Origin of the sequence: Lysobacter sp. ISL-50, assembly GCF_018612875.1 — a bacterium.
Lineage (GTDB): Bacteria > Pseudomonadota > Gammaproteobacteria > Xanthomonadales > Xanthomonadaceae > Lysobacter.
Window position 1 is genome coordinate 1 of record NZ_JAGGRI010000061.1, and the last position, 14,181, is coordinate 14,181.

Here is a 14,181-nt window from a genome sequence, read left to right on the forward strand (position 1 = left end):
CTAGGACAGCCCCAAAGCGAATCCCCCCTGCCCCCCCTTTTTCAAAGGGGGGAATCGGTAGATGGCGGCGCAGAGGCGGGGCGTGGGGAACCTGTCGCGCGAATTGATCTACACCGGCGTGACTTGGGCCCGGCGAAGCGACGATCTGTTGCCCCCTTTGAAAAAGGGGGCGGGCGCCCGGCGTCGATCGGGGTCTAGGATGGCTTCAGCGCGGGGGATTTGCTTTTGCTTTTGCTGGGATAAGCAAAGCAAAAGCGAATCCCCCCTGGCCCCCCTTTTTCAAAGGGGGGAATCGGTAGTTGGGTTCGCTGAGACGGGGAGGGGCGTTGGGGATCGGTGCGATCGGTGAGGAGGTCTCGATAACCTCGCCGCCGCCTACACCAACGCCGCATCCTCATCGCTGGGCGTATCGTCCCTACGCGCCACCTCATCCTCGGCGCGCTTGGCGGCGCGCGCGGGCGTCTTGCCGGGGCGCTTGGCGTCCACGGCTTCGGCGATGGCTTCGATCGCTTCCACCACCGGCACCGCGATCGTGCGCGGTTCGCCGGCTTCCTTGGCCAAGCTGTGCGCGAGGGTGGCTTCGGCTTCTTCCGAGGCCTTGCGGAAACGCTTGGCGTCCGGGCACAGCACCTGCATGTAGTCGGCGTCGAAATTCAGGCGCTCGACCAGGAAGTCGACGAACGCGCGCACCTTCGGCGATTGCACCTGCCCGCGCGGGAACACCGCGTTGAACTCGTACTCCGGCCCGGTCCAGCCGGCCAGCACGCGCTGCACGTAGCCTTGTTCGGCGAACGCCTTGACGGTGACGTCGGCGGCCAGCATCAGCGCTTCGCCGCACAGCAACGCGCCGCGCAGCGGGCCGGGGTCGTTGGCGACCATGACCGGGTCGATCACGTAATCGACGTTGCGCTCGCCGTCGCTGAGCGTCCAGATGTACTCGTTGTTGCGCCGCGACTTGGGCATCGCCAGGGTGCGGTGATGGCGCAGGTCGTCGGGATGCAGCGGTTCGCCGTGGCGGGCGAGGTAATTCGGGCTGGCGTAGATCTGGGTGCGGAAGATCGCCAGCCGGCGCTTGATCAGGTTCGAGTCGGGCAAGTCGCCGACGCGCAGGGCGACGTCGATGCCCTTGTCGATCATGTCCACGGTTTCGTTGCTGAGGTTCATCTCCACCCGCACTTCCGGATGGCGCGCGTGGAACTCGCCCAGCAGCGGCGCGATCCAGGTGATGCCGACCGAATAGGGCGCGGTGATGCGCAACCAGCCGCGCGGGCCGCCCTGCAGCTGGCCGACCGCGCTTTCGGCTTCGGCCAGTTCGCGGGCGATGCGCTGGCAGTGCTCGAAGTAGATGTTGCCCGCTTCGGTCAGGCCGAGCTTGCGCGTCGTGCGATGCAGCAGCTGCGCGCCCAGGCGCGTTTCCAGTTCCTGCACCTTGCGGCTGACCGTGGTCTTGGGCAGGCGCAGAACGCGCGCGGCCGCGATGAAGCTGCCGCTTTCGACCACCTTCACGAAGATCAGGGTGTCGTTGAGATCGTGAGCCATGGGGGATGGTCTCCTTGGTAATGGGTCGAAAGACAGACGGCGCGAACGAAAGCGGTTGCGGTGGAATGCGGTGACGAGATGCGCTGAGCGAAGACGTGGATCGTGTGGGTGAGCTGCGGCAGGCCGGATCGGGAAGGATCCGGATATCGCCCCGGCCTCGCGGCCGGTTCAATGCATTGCCTGATCGGTTGCGTTGCGCGATCCGTCGCGTATCGGCGGCCGATTCCGCCCGGCCTGGGTCGTGGATGACGGCTGTCACCGGCGTTGGCTGATCTCATCCACTGCCGGGGTGGCCGCGAAAAGCCGACAGTGGCGCCATCGTCCTGTCAGTGCATGGAGCCCCATCTGAGGGGCCAGGACCACCCCCCGCTCTATTGCGTAGGGGCCGCCCGCGAGCCGTTCAAGGGGGTCGGAGGGATATTGGACCGTTGCCGGGACAATTATTCCCTTAATCGCGGGCTAATCAAGTGCTGTTCTCATCTCTATTCTGTGCCGCATATCGACAAGAGGCCCCCGCCATGTTGAGCCCACGCCAAGCCCGATTCGCCTTTCTACCTTTAATGCTGGTGGCCATGTCCGTCCTGATCGGGCTGGCCGTGGTCGTTTTCCGCCAGGGCTTGGCCCAGGGCGCGGAAGAAGCCTGGATGCTGGCCTGGGTGCTGGCTTTCACCATTGCCCTGCCCGCGGCCATGCTGCTGATGCCGGCGGTGAGCGCCGTGCTCGCGCACTTCACCCGGGATGACAAGCGTCACGTGATCGTCCCGATCACGGGAGAAAAAGTCCCAGGGGCGGGACAATGAAAGCCCCGCTGGTTGTACTCGGTGCCACCGGCGGCGTCGGCCGCGGGGTCGTGCAGGCCGCGATCGACAGCGGCCGCCCAGTCATCGCGGTGGCGCGCCAGGCAGGCGAACTCAAGGCGCTCAAGGCCGGCTACCCCCACGCCGACCTGACCACCGTCGCCGGTTCCGTCGCCAACGACGCCGCTGGCGCCAAGCTTGCCCGCGCCCTGCGCAAGCTCGGCCGCCCGCTTGCGGGCGTGGTCGCGGCCGTGTGCGGCAGCGCCGAACGAGGCCGCCTGCTCGACAACCCCGCGCAGTTCCTGCGCCGCAAGCTCGACGAGGATCTGCTCCCCCACCTCGCCGCGGCGCGCCACCTGTTGCCGTTGCTGGCCGAACACGATCGCGGCGGCACCTACGTGCTGGTCGGCGGTCCCGGCAGCGAGCATCCGTGGGCCGGCTACGGCCACCGCTCGATCGGCGCGGCCGCGCTGCGCATGCTCGCGCGCGTGCTGCACGACGAAGCCCGCCAGCTGGCGGTGCGCGTGCAGCTGTTGGCCGTGGACACGCCGGTGTGCACCGAGTTCAACCAGCGTCATTCCTGCCCCGAATGGCCCAGCGCCCTGTCGGTCGGCCAGCGCGCGATGGCGCTGATCGATCACGACGTCAGCGACGAGCCGCCGCGGCCGATCGTGCCCTACGCCTCGCGCGTGGTGTCGCCGTCGGTGTTGTCGGCGCGCGTCCGTGTCCCTTCGCCGCCCGCCAGCCGCGGAGATACCCGCGCGCCAGCCAGCCACACCGAGCTTCGCGGCACCGAGCCCTATCCAACCACTACCAGCCTCGACACCGTTCCAAAGACGACTTCGCCCGATGCATGTGCGCAAGGTCCGGACAGCCCGTCCGACGAAAAAACGCAACGCTGCCTCCAGGACGCGCGCGCCTTGCTGAAGTCGCTGACCACCCAGAATCCCAAACAGGAACCCACCCCCCGATGAGCACCAGTCATTTCAATGTCCGTTCCGGCCGACCCGCCGTCGGACTCTCCGTGCTCGCGCTGGCCGCGAGTCTCGTCATCGCTTTGGCAGCCGTGGGCTGCGGCAGCCAGGCCGCGCCCCATGAGGGCGGCGCGCCGCCGCCGCCGGAAGTCAGCGTCGCCCAGGTGCTGAGCAAGCAGGTGCGCCAGTGGGACGACTTCACCGGCCGCGTCAGCGCGGTGGAGTCGGTCGAGCTGCGTGCCCGCGTCAGCGGCTACGTCGATCGCATCGCCTATAAGGAAGGTCAGGAGGTCAAGAAGGGCGATCTGCTGTTCGTGATCGACCAGCGCCGCTACCGCGCCGAGCTCAACCGCGCCCAGGCCGAACTGGAACGTGCGCGCGCCGAAGCGCGTCTGGCCCAGACCCAGGACAAGCGCGCGCAGACCCTGGTCGAGGCCAAGGCGATTTCGCGCGAAGAGTTCGAAACCCGTCGCGCCGCCAGCACCGGCGGCGACGCCGCGGTGCGCGCGGCCGAAGCCGCGGTGGCGTCGGCCCAGCTCGATCTGACCTTCACCGAAGTGCGTTCGCCGATCAACGGCCGCGCCGGCCGGGCCCTGGTCACCGTGGGCAATCTCGCCTCGGCCGATCAGACCATCCTGACTTCGGTGGTCTCGCAGAACCCGATGTACGTCTACTTCGAAAGCGACGAGCAGACCTACCTGCGCTACAACGAACTGGCGCGCAAGGGCGAACGCGAAGGCGACAAGAATCCGGTCCGCATCGGCCTGGCCAGCGAAACCGGCTACCCGCACAAGGGCACGGTCGATTTCACCGACAATCAGGTCGATCCGACCACCGGCACCATCCGCGCCCGCGCGGTGGTGGACAACAGCGACCGCGCCTTCACCCAGGGCCTGTTCGCGCGCGTGCAGCTGGAAGGCAGCGGCGAGTTCAAGGCCATGCTGATCGACGACAAGGCCGTGCTCACCGACCAGGACCGCAAGTACGTCTACGTGCTCGGCGACAAGAACGCCGCGGTGCGCAAGGACGTGGTGCTGGGCCGGATGATCGACGGCCTGCGCGTGGTCAACTCGGGCCTGGCGCCGACCGACAAGGTCATCGTCCACGGCGTGCAGAAGGTGTTCTTCCCGGGCATGCCGGTCAATCCCAAGCCCATCGCCATGGGCGCTCCGGCGCCGGCGCCGGCGGCTCCGGGCGCGGCGGCCGGGGCTTTGTGATCGCGCAGCGCTAGTCACACCGCGACCTTCGAAACCCTGATCCGTCATCCCCGCGAAAACGGGGAACCAGGGCTTTCGGGCGAGAGCGTTTGACGTCTCTGGATTCCCGCGTCCGCGGGAATGACGAGCAAAAGCAAACGCGACCGCCTGGGTTCAAGCAATCAAGGCCGACCTCCCCCACGGACTCGGCCGGGAACTCATGCGGCTCAACCCCGCACCAAGGAATCCGTCATGGACTTTTCCAAGTTTTTCATCGATCGGCCGATCTTCGCTGCCGTGCTGTCGATCGTGATCTTCGCCGCCGGCCTGATCGCGATACCGATCCTGCCGATCAGCGAATATCCCGAAGTGGTACCGCCTTCGGTGGTCGTGCGCACCGTGTACCCGGGCGCCAACCCCAAGGTCATCGCCGAAACCGTCGCCACGCCGCTCGAAGAAGCGATCAACGGCGTCGAAGACATGATGTACATCAAGTCGGTCGCCGGTTCCGACGGCGTGCTGGTCACCACCGTGACCTTCCGCCCGGGCACCAACGCCGACGACGCCACCGTGCGCGTGCAGAACCGCGTCAGCCAGGCGCTGGCGCGACTGCCCGAGGACGTGCGCCGGCAAGGCGTGACCACGCAGAAGACCGCGCCGGTGTTCCTGATGGTCGTGCACTTGACCTCGCCGAAGGGCACCTACGACACGCTGTACCTGCGCAACTACGCCCGACTGCACGTCAAGGATTCGCTGGCGCGCCTGTCCGGCGTCGGCGACGCGCAGATCTTCGGCGGCGGCGACTACGCCATGCGCGCCTGGCTCGATCCGGACAAGATCGCTTCGCGCGGCCTGACCGCCGGCGACGTGGTCCGCGCGATGCGCGAGCAGAACGTGCAGGTTTCGGCCGGCCAGCTCGGCGCCGAGCCGATCGCCAAGAGCGATTACCTCACCTTGATCAACGCCCAGGGCCGTCTGCAGTCCGAGGCCGAGTTCGGCAACATCGTGGTCAAGAGCGGCGCCGGCGGCGAAATCGTCCGTCTGTCCGACGTGGCGCGCCTGGAACTGGGCGCCGGCGACTACAGCCTGCGCTCGCAGCTCGACGGCAAGAACGCGGTCGGCATCGGCATCTTCCAGTCGCCGGGCGCGAATGCCCTGGACATCCAGGAGCAGGTGATCGCCAACATGGATCGCCTGTCCAAGAGCTTCCCGGCCGACATCAAGTACGAAGCGGTCTACGACACGACCATCTTCGTGCGCGATTCGATCAAGGCCGTGGTCACCACGCTGCTTGAAGCGATCCTGCTCGTGGTGCTGGTGGTGATCCTGTTCCTGCAGACCTGGCGCGCGTCGATCATTCCGCTGATCGCGGTTCCGGTGTCGATCGTGGGTACGTTCTCGGCGCTGTATCTGCTCGGTTTCTCGATCAACACCCTGAGCCTGTTCGGCCTGGTGCTGGCGATCGGCATCGTCGTGGACGACGCGATCGTGGTGGTGGAGAACGTCGAGCGCAACATCGAAGAAGGCCTGAGCCCGCTGGAAGCGGCGCACCAGGCGATGAAGGAAGTGTCCGGCCCGATCGTCGCGATCGCGCTGGTGTTGTGCGCGGTGTTCGTGCCGATGGCGTTCCTGTCGGGCGTGACCGGCCAGTTCTACAAGCAGTTCGCGGTGACCATCGCCATCTCCACGGTGATCTCGGCGATCAACTCGCTGACCCTGTCGCCGGCCCTGGCCGCGCGCCTGCTCAAGCCGCACGGCGCCGCCAAGGATGCGCCGACGCGCCTGATCGACCGCCTGTTCGGTTGGCTGTTCCGTCCGTTCAACCGTTTCTTCGCCTCCAGCTCGGAGAAGTACCAGGGCGCGGTGTCGCGCGCGCTGGGCAAGCGCGGCGCGGTGTTCGTGGTCTATGCCTTGCTGCTGGTCGGCACCGGCTTCATGTTCAAGATCGTGCCGGCCGGTTTCATCCCGCTGCAGGACAAGCTGTACCTGATCGCGGCGGTGAAGTTGCCGGAAGGCTCGTCCATCTCGCGCACCGACGCCTTGCTGAGCAAGGTCACCGATGTCGCGATGAAGACCGAGGGCGTCGAGCATTCGATCGCCTTCCCGGGCCTGAACGCGGTGCAGTTCACCAACACGCCCAACACCGGCGTGGCGTTCCTGCCGCTCAAGCCGTTCAAGGATCGTAGCCGTACCGCCGTGGAGATCACCGCCGAGATCAATCAGAAGATCGGCGGCTTCCAGGAAGGCTTCACCTTCGCGTTGATGCCGCCGCCGATTCTCGGCCTGGGCAACGGCGCGGGCTACCAGATGTTCATCGAAGACCGCGGCAACCTGGGTTACGGCGCGCTGCAGAACGCGGTCAGCGCATTCCAGGGCACGGTCATGCAGACCCCGGGCATGGGCTACGCCAACAGCACCTACCAGGCCAACGTGCCGCAGCTCGACGCCGAAGTCGACCGCGTCAAGGCCAAGGCGCAGGGCGTGCCGCTGACCGAGTTGTTCGACACGCTGCAGACTTACCTGGGTTCGGCCTACGTCAACGACTTCAACCAGTTCGGCCGTACCTGGCAGGTGATCGCCCAGGCCGACGGTTCGTTCCGCGACAGCGTCGAGGACATCGCCAACCTGCGTACCCGCAACGACCGCGGCGAGATGGTGCCGATCGGTTCGATGGTCAGCATCAAGCAGACCTTCGGTCCCGACCCGGTGCTGCGCTACAACGGTTATCCGGCCGCCGACATCGCCGGCGACGTCGATCCGCGCGTGATGTCCTCGGCCCAGGCCATGGACGTGGTCAAGGACGTGGCCGCCAAGGTGCTGCCGCACGGCATGGAAATCGAATGGACCGACCTGAGCTATCAGCAGGCGAGCCAGGGCAATGCCGCGCTGATCGTGTTCCCGCTCGCCATCCTGCTGGCCTTCCTGGTGCTGGCGGCGCTGTACGAAAGCTGGACCCTGCCGCTGGCGGTGATCCTGATCGTGCCGATGTGCATGCTGTCCGCGCTGCTGGGCGTGTGGCTGACCGGCGGCGACAACAACGTGTTCGTGCAGGTCGGCCTGGTGGTGTTGATGGGCCTGGCATGCAAGAACGCGATCCTGATCGTCGAGTTCGCCCGCGAGCTGGAACTGCAGGGCAAGGGCATCGTCGAGGCCGCGCTGGAATCGTGCCGCCTGCGTCTGCGTCCGATCGTGATGACCTCCATCGCCTTCATCGCCGGCACCGTTCCGCTGGTGCTGTCGCATGGCGCCGGCGCGGAAATCCGCTCGGTCACCGGCATCACCGTGTTCGCCGGCATGTTGGGCGTGACCTTGTTCGGTCTGTTCCTGACCCCGGTGTTCTACGTCGCTCTGCGCAAGATGGTCGGCACCAAGCTGGTCTCGCACGGCGACCATCACAACGCTTCGGAGAAAGTCCATGCGTAATCTGAAACTTCCCGCGATCGCCGTGCTGACGCTCGCGCTGGCCGCCTGCGCCGTCGGTCCGGACTATGTCCGGCCGACCCTGTCCACGCCGGACAAGTTCGCCCGCGGCGATGCGCAAGCGGCCACCGACGGCACCGTCGCGCCCGAGCCCGACGCCGAGTTCTGGCGCGGCTTCAACGACCCGCTGCTGACGCGGCTGGTCGAGGAGTCGCTGTCGGCCAACCACGATCTGCGCATCGCCCTGTCCAACTACGACCGCGCCAACGCCTTGTTGCGCGGCGCCAAGTTCGACCGTTTCCCGACCATCACCGGCAGCGCCAGCGGCAGCGACGCGCGCTCGAGCTCCGACCAGATGCCCGGCGCGTCGAACTCGGCGCGCGATAACGAGAGCTACAGCGCGCAGGCCAACGTGAGCTGGGAACTGGACGTGTTCGGCCGCGTGCGCCGCAACATCGAATCCCAGCGCGCCGACGCCTGGGCCAGCGCCGCCGATCTGCAGGCGATGCAGGTGTCGATCGTCGGCGAAGTGGCGCGCAGCTACGTCGAGCTGCGCGGCCTGCAGGAACGCCTGCGGGTCGCGCGCGAAAACGCCGAGAACCAGACCGAGACCCTGCGCCTGGTGCAGGCGCGCTTCGACGCCGGGCGCGGCACCGAGTTCGATACCTCGCGCGCGCGCGCGCAACTCGAAGCCACTTTGGCGCGGGTGCCGAACCTGGAAGCCCAGGTCGCGATCACCGAGCACCGCCTGGCGGTGTTGACCGGGCAGACGCCGGACGCGTTGATCGCCGAGCTGGATCAGGCCGGCGCCTTGCCGGCATTGCCGCAACGGCTCGACGCCGGCACGCCGGGCGAGCTGCTGCGCCGCCGTCCCGACGTCGCCGCCGCCGAACACCGTCTGCACGCGGCGACCGCGCGCATCGGCGTGGCCACCGCCGATCTGTTCCCGCGCTTCACCCTGAGCGGGCTGATCGGTTCGCAGGCCATCGACACCAGCGCCTTGTTCGAACGCGCCAGCGAAACCCGCCTGGTCGCGCTGGGCATCGACTGGTCGTTCCTGGACATCGGCCGCGTGCGTTCGCGCATCAAGGCCGCCGACGCGACCGCCGAAGGCGAACTGGCGCGTTATCAGCAAAGCGTGCTGCTGGCGCTGGAAGACACCGAGAACGCCCTGGTGCGCTATGCGCGCGCCCGCGTCGAGGACCAGCACCTGGAGCGCGCCGCGCAGGACAGCCTGAAGGCCGCCAAGCTGGCGCGCGTGCGCTACGAGGCCGGCGCCGCCGACCTGTTCGAAGTGCTCGACGCCGAACGCACGCAGCTGCAGGCGCAGGACGCCTTCGCCGACGGCCGCACCCGCAGCGTCACCGGTGCGATCTCGCTGTACAAGGCGATGGCCGGCGGCTGGCCGGGCCGCGAGCCGGTGCGCGAAGGCGTGGCGCGCAATTGATGTAGCCGGGAATTGGGAATCGGGAATCGGGAATCGGAAAAAAGCGTCGGCTCGCGTTCGTTGCTTTCACCGATTCCGAATTCCGGTTCCCGACCCGAACGTTCCCCCTTGACCGACGAAGCCCAGGCACGGCGATGCCCCTCCCCCTCTCTTTCGCCGTGTCCTGTCGTCGGTCTTTTTATTTGGGCCGGGATTCGGGATTGGGGATTCGTGATTCGTAAGGCAAAAGCCGCGTTTGTCGCTTTTGCTGACCACGAATCATTGATCCCGAATTCTGGCATCAAGCTCCGACGGGGCGGTCGCGACGCCACCGCGGCGCGGCACTGGGTTCGGCCGCCCGCGGCCGGTCGGCTGCGCGACCTGGTAGCGCGCAACCGCCGCGGGCGCCGCGGCCGTCTCGTCGGTTTCATGTGTCATCCGTCGCGCGCAAGCCGCGACGCGCGCGTCGCCTCCTTGCGACGCATTGCATCGACGGTCCCGCCATGCCGGCGGCGGAAGCGAGTCAGCGCTTCCGACGCCGCGCATGACATCGCCGCGATAAAAGCGCAGGCGGGCCCTGCTTCCCCCCTCGCCGCGGCGAGGATCGCGAGCCGATAACTGTGATGTTTATCGAGCAACGCGATAGCGATGGCCGCGATGCGGCGCGGATGCGGACATGCGGCGAAGTCCTCGCACGCGACGCAATGCATTGCATGCAGGCCCGCGATGCATATGCGCGGGGCGCTATCGCATATCGGCAGTGTCGATGCTCTGCATCGCGGCGATATTGCGCGTGCCTGGGTTCACGGCGAAGCGGCGTATCGGCAACCGCGAGAGGTCAACCGCCGACCTGGGCGACCCAGTGATCGAGGTTGTAGTAGTTGGTCACCCGCGCGATCTTGCCGTCGCGGATTTCGAAGAACGCGCCGCCCGGCAACACGTAGCGCTGGCCGCGCGCTTCGGGCAGGCCGGGATCGGTCAGCAGATATTCGCCGTGGACCACATACTCCGCCGCCGCGCGGACGCCGTCGGGCGAGACCATCACCACGATATCGCGCAGCTGCTCGCGGTAATGCCGCGCCATGCGCTCGATAAACGCGGCGAAGGCCTCGCGGCCGGATTCGCGCGCGCCCTGGTTGAGATCGTGCACGACGTCCTCGCCGAGGGTGGCGAGCATGCCGGCCCAGTCGCCGCGATTGAAGGCGGCGTAATAGGACAGCACCACTTCGGTGGCGCGGTCGTGCAGCCGGGTGCCGTCGATCTTCATGAACGATCCTGCGGGTAGGGCGGGGCAGGCGCATCATGGCGCATTCGGGCCGGGTCGAGGAACCGCCGGCGGTGCGATTCGCCGCCGACCGGCGCCTGCCCGGCGCCAAAGCGAAGGGCCCGCGCATGGCGGGCCCTTTGTGCATCGCGGCGAGGCCCGCCGCGCCGTTCAGGCGGCGCGGGGCGGACTCAGATCCGCACCATCGCGCGCTGACGCTGGCGCAGCAGGCTGATCGTCAGCACCGCCGCCAGCAGCGCGGTGGTGACCACGAAGATGCCCACGCCCAGATAACCGCCGCTGACGCCGCCGGCGGTGGCCGCGGCGCCGGCCTGGTTCGGCACGAAGCTGGCCGCGAGCATGCCGGTGTAGTGCATGCCGCACACGGCCACGCCCATCACCAGCGCGCTGCCGAGCATCTGGCCCCAGCCGCGCAGGTTGAAGGCCAGCCACAGGGCGACGATGGAGGCGACGATCGCGATCGCCGCCGAGGTCATCACCAGCGCGCTGTCGTAGACCGTGTCGGCCGGCATCAGCATCGCGGCCATGCCGGCGTAGTGCATGCCGGTCACGCCCAGGCCCATCAGCACGCCGCCGATGATGAGCTTGCCCCAGTTGAATACGCCGGTGCCGGCGATGCCCAGTCCGGCCATGCACGAGACCACCGCGACCACCGCCGAGCCCAGCGTGATCGGCAGGTCGTAGGTGACCTCCACGTTCATGCGGCAGGCGAGCATGGCGATGAAGTGCATCGCCCAGATCGCGCCGCCGCCCATCGCGATGCCGGCCGCGGTGACCGCGCGCCATCGCGCCGGGCCGCTCGCGTTGGGAATCGCGATCGCCAGCTGCAGCGCGGTGAACGAGCCCAGTACCGACACTACGTAGGAGAGGATGACCAGCAATGGGTCATGGATGCATTGGATGGCGTGATCGAGCGGCATGGCGAACCCCTGAAGTGGATGGGTTGAGCTGCAATGAATCGCCGCGGCGCCGTCCCGCGCCGCTGCGATAAAGCACGTCGGCGCATGCCCGGCGTGCCCTGCGCCACGGCGGTCCTTGACCGTGGCGGTCGACCGGTGAGCCGGTCAGCTTTCGAATTCGAACCGGCACGTCTCCGCGCCGGTGTTGCGGCATTGGCTTTCGACGACGTGCACATGGGTGCCGTGCTGGCCTTCCAGCAGCCCGCCGAGCATGCCGCGCAGGAAATGGCAGCATTCGCCGCTCTCGCCGCGATGGCAGAAAGGGCTGTTGCGCACCCTAAGCACGTCGTCGTGCAGTTCGGCCTGGACCAGCTGGCGCATCGCCGGCAGGGCGATGCGGCGCACCGAGTCGGCCAGCGGCAGCTGTCCGCCGAGGGCGAAATCGCGTTTGTAGACCCAGGCGCCGACGCGCTGGCCGATGTAGCGCAAGGTCGCCTCGCGCTGCGCCGGCGGCAGTTCGCGTTCCAGCGCGACCAGCTGCAGCAGGATGTTGGGGTAGTTGCGCGCCAACTGGGGTAGTAGCGTTTCCACGCGCTGCGTATCAATAGGCGCAGCCGCGTGTCCCGCCGCCGAACCCGCCTGAGCGACCGGCGCCGCGGCAGCGGACGTCTGTCCGGCGTAACCATTGCCGTTGTTGCGCGCGACCGGAGCGGGCGCGGCCGCCGGCGCGCTCGGCGCGGGCTCGTACGGCGAGGCCTCGAAGCTCTGCACCAGATGATGGGTGCCCAGCTTCTCTTCGAGCATCAGCAAGGCATCGGCCGGACCACGCACGACCATGACCAGCACCACGCCTTCGTCGCTGTTGAGCATGCGCTGGCGCAGCAAGGTGAATCCGTTCGCGATGACCACCTGCCCCAAGGCGAGCAAGAGGCCGTCGCGGCGGTCGGACACCACGCGAAACTCGACATCCACCATGTAGTACTCCCCTGGCCTGTGCGCAGGTCCGTCTGTTCCGACTCATTACGAGCGCGGCCATGACCCAGGGACTGGCGCGCGATGGCGCAGCGTGCCAGTTGCGTTAACAAAAAACGCAAACGAAGATCACAGAAAAGCTCGTTTTTTATGCAGTTTATGCGGCTAACACTGCGTGTCGAGGAACCGACCGCATAACGAACGCGAAGCGCGTCGGAAACCGGTCAAAGCGTTTGCGGCGCGAACCATTGCGCCGCCAGATCCAGATCGACGTTGCCGCCGGATACGATCAGGCCGACGCGACGGCCCGCGAACAACGCCGGATAGGCCAGCACCACCGCCAGCGGCACCGCGCCGGACGGTTCGACCACCAGCTTCATCCGTTCCCAGATCAAGCGCATGGCGGCGACCACCTGGCGATCATCGACCAGGCAGATGTCGCGCAGGTGTGAGCGAAGGATAGGAAAGGTGAGCGTTCCCAGTTCCGCGCGCAGGCCGTCGCAGATGGTGTCGGTCTTGCGGCCGGTGATGCGGCGGCCTTCGTGCAGCGAATCATGGGCGTCGCGGGCGCCCTCGGGTTCGGCGCCGTAGACGGCGATGGACGGATCGTGACCGTGCGCGGCGATCGCGGTGCCCGACAGCAGTCCGCCGCCGCTGACCGGCGCGATCACCGTATCCAGTTGCGGCGCGCTGGCCAGCAGCTCCAGCGTGGCCGTGCCTTGGCCGGCGATCACCCGCGCATCGTTGAACGGATGCACCAGCACGCCGCCGGTGCGCGCCAGCACCTGGGCGGTGGCGGCGTCGCGCGCGGACTGCTCGGGTTCGCAATGGACGATGTCGGCGCCGTAGGCGCGGATCGCCGCGAGCTTGACCTTGGGTGTGTTGTGCGGCGCGACCACGGTGGCGCGGCCGCCGCGCAGGCGCGCGGCCAGGGCGATGGCGCCGCCGTGGTTGCCCGAACTTTGGGTGACGATGCCGCGCGCGACCTCCTCGTCGCTGAGCGAGAACACCGCGTTGCAGGCGCCGCGGAACTTGAACGCGCCGCCGCGTTGCAGGTTCTCGCATTTGAAGTGCAGCTCGCAGCCGGCGGCTTCGTCGATCACGCGCGAGCGCATGACCGGCGTGGCGTGCGCATGCGGGGCGATGCGCGCGGCCGCGGCGAGGATATCGGAATAGGTCGGCGCGGCCGGCTCGGTGACGGCGGACGCGGGCTCGACGCCTTGAGCGGAGAGATTGTTCATGGGCCAAGCGTAGCGCAGGCGCGTTGAAGGTGGGGTGCGCGGCGTGGTGGAAGGAGGACTGATGTCCGCAGGGTGGGGCGCGAGGTATCGACCGGCTCGGACAAGCGCGTCAATGCGCCCCCTTTTGAAAAAGGGGGCGAGCGCCCAGCGCTGGCTCGGTTGCTGTACTTGGCCGCAAGCGCGGGGGATTTGCTCTGCGTGGCAATGCCGCAAAAGCAAAAGCAAATCCCCCCTGGCCCCCTTTTTCAAAGGGGGGAATCTACATGACGCCAGTCGTGGCGCGACGCATCGTTGATCGAGGCCGAACGCGTCAATGTGCCCCCTTTGAAAAAGGGGGCGAGCGCCCAGCGCTGGCTTGGTTGCTGTACTTGGCTACAAGCGCGGGGGATTTGCTCTGCGTGGCAATGCCGCAAAAGCAAAAGCAAAGGGGCT

Annotated in this window: 10 protein-coding genes and 1 pseudogene; 5 read left to right on the forward strand and 6 right to left on the reverse strand. The window is 67.5% G+C overall.

What is annotated here, in order from left to right; genetic code table 11:
• Positions 1 to 633: 633 nt before the first annotated feature.
• Positions 634 to 1,539: pseudogene (locus J7J50_RS23880) on the reverse strand (LysR family transcriptional regulator); the annotation flags it as partial.
• Positions 1,540 to 2,099: 560 nt separating this feature from the next.
• Between J7J50_RS23880 and J7J50_RS23885 the strand changes: the two are divergent.
• From J7J50_RS23885 to J7J50_RS23905, 5 genes are all read left to right on the forward strand, one after another.
• Entirely contained in the window at positions 2,100 to 2,339 is a 240-nt protein-coding gene (locus tag J7J50_RS23885) for a DUF2798 domain-containing protein (RefSeq protein WP_343222566.1), read from the forward strand.
• On the forward strand, positions 2,336 to 3,310 hold the full coding sequence (locus J7J50_RS23890) for an SDR family oxidoreductase (protein WP_215060490.1): 975 nt from the start codon (positions 2,336 to 2,338) through the stop codon (positions 3,308 to 3,310). The genes J7J50_RS23885 and J7J50_RS23890 overlap by 4 nt, the downstream gene beginning before the upstream one ends.
• Positions 3,307 to 4,527, forward strand: coding sequence for an efflux RND transporter periplasmic adaptor subunit (locus tag J7J50_RS23895; RefSeq protein ID WP_215060492.1), 1,221 nt, complete (start codon positions 3,307 to 3,309; stop codon positions 4,525 to 4,527). Before J7J50_RS23890 ends, J7J50_RS23895 begins: the two co-directional genes overlap by 4 nt.
• A 231-nt stretch (positions 4,528 to 4,758) precedes the next feature.
• Positions 4,759 to 7,929, forward strand: coding sequence for a multidrug efflux RND transporter permease subunit (locus J7J50_RS23900; protein WP_215060494.1), 3,171 nt, complete (start codon positions 4,759 to 4,761; stop codon positions 7,927 to 7,929).
• A complete protein-coding gene (locus J7J50_RS23905; protein ID WP_215060496.1) occupies positions 7,922 to 9,373 on the forward strand; it encodes an efflux transporter outer membrane subunit in 1,452 nt (483 codons plus the stop codon). Before J7J50_RS23900 ends, J7J50_RS23905 begins: the two co-directional genes overlap by 8 nt.
• An 817-nt stretch (positions 9,374 to 10,190) precedes the next feature.
• On the opposite strand, the gene J7J50_RS23910 is transcribed toward J7J50_RS23905, so the two are convergent.
• The 5 genes from J7J50_RS23910 to J7J50_RS23930 all read right to left on the reverse strand — a co-directional run.
• Positions 10,191 to 10,619, reverse strand: a complete 429-nt coding sequence (locus tag J7J50_RS23910) for a ketosteroid isomerase-related protein (protein ID WP_215060498.1) — start codon at positions 10,617 to 10,619, stop codon at positions 10,191 to 10,193.
• A gap of 188 nt (positions 10,620 to 10,807) precedes the next feature.
• On the reverse strand, positions 10,808 to 11,557 hold the full coding sequence (locus tag J7J50_RS23915; RefSeq protein ID WP_215060500.1) for an MHYT domain-containing protein: 750 nt from the start codon (positions 11,555 to 11,557) through the stop codon (positions 10,808 to 10,810).
• A gap of 144 nt (positions 11,558 to 11,701) precedes the next feature.
• Positions 11,702 to 12,511 carry a 4-vinyl reductase gene (locus J7J50_RS23920; RefSeq protein ID WP_215060502.1) on the reverse strand — a complete coding sequence of 270 codons (810 nt, stop codon included), beginning with the start codon at positions 12,509 to 12,511 and terminating at the stop codon, positions 11,702 to 11,704.
• Positions 12,512 to 12,732: 221 nt separating this feature from the next.
• On the reverse strand, positions 12,733 to 13,749 hold the full coding sequence (locus tag J7J50_RS23925; RefSeq protein WP_215060504.1) for a pyridoxal-phosphate dependent enzyme: 1,017 nt from the start codon (positions 13,747 to 13,749) through the stop codon (positions 12,733 to 12,735).
• A gap of 245 nt (positions 13,750 to 13,994) precedes the next feature.
• Positions 13,995 to 14,181, reverse strand: a 187-nt coding sequence (locus tag J7J50_RS23930) for a hypothetical protein (protein WP_215097584.1), incomplete at its 5' end; no start/stop codon positions are given.

Excerpts from the sequence above, each read along its gene's own strand:
- J7J50_RS23885 (WP_343222566.1), top strand. The coding sequence starts at position 2,100 with ATGCTGGTGGCCATGTCCGTCCTGATCGGGCTGGCCGTGGTCGTTTTC.
- J7J50_RS23890 (WP_215060490.1), top strand. The coding sequence starts at position 2,336 with ATGAAAGCCCCGCTGGTTGTACTCGGTGCCACCGGCGGCGTCGGCCGC.
- J7J50_RS23895 (WP_215060492.1), top strand. The coding sequence starts at position 3,307 with ATGAGCACCAGTCATTTCAATGTCCGTTCCGGCCGACCCGCCGTCGGA.
- J7J50_RS23900 (WP_215060494.1), top strand. The coding sequence starts at position 4,759 with ATGGACTTTTCCAAGTTTTTCATCGATCGGCCGATCTTCGCTGCCGTG.
- J7J50_RS23905 (WP_215060496.1), top strand. The coding sequence starts at position 7,922 with ATGCGTAATCTGAAACTTCCCGCGATCGCCGTGCTGACGCTCGCGCTG.
- J7J50_RS23910 (WP_215060498.1), bottom strand. The coding sequence starts at position 10,619 with ATGAAGATCGACGGCACCCGGCTGCACGACCGCGCCACCGAAGTGGTG.
- J7J50_RS23915 (WP_215060500.1), bottom strand. The coding sequence starts at position 11,557 with ATGCCGCTCGATCACGCCATCCAATGCATCCATGACCCATTGCTGGTC.
- J7J50_RS23920 (WP_215060502.1), bottom strand. The coding sequence starts at position 12,511 with ATGGTGGATGTCGAGTTTCGCGTGGTGTCCGACCGCCGCGACGGCCTC.
- J7J50_RS23925 (WP_215060504.1), bottom strand. The coding sequence starts at position 13,749 with ATGAACAATCTCTCCGCTCAAGGCGTCGAGCCCGCGTCCGCCGTCACC.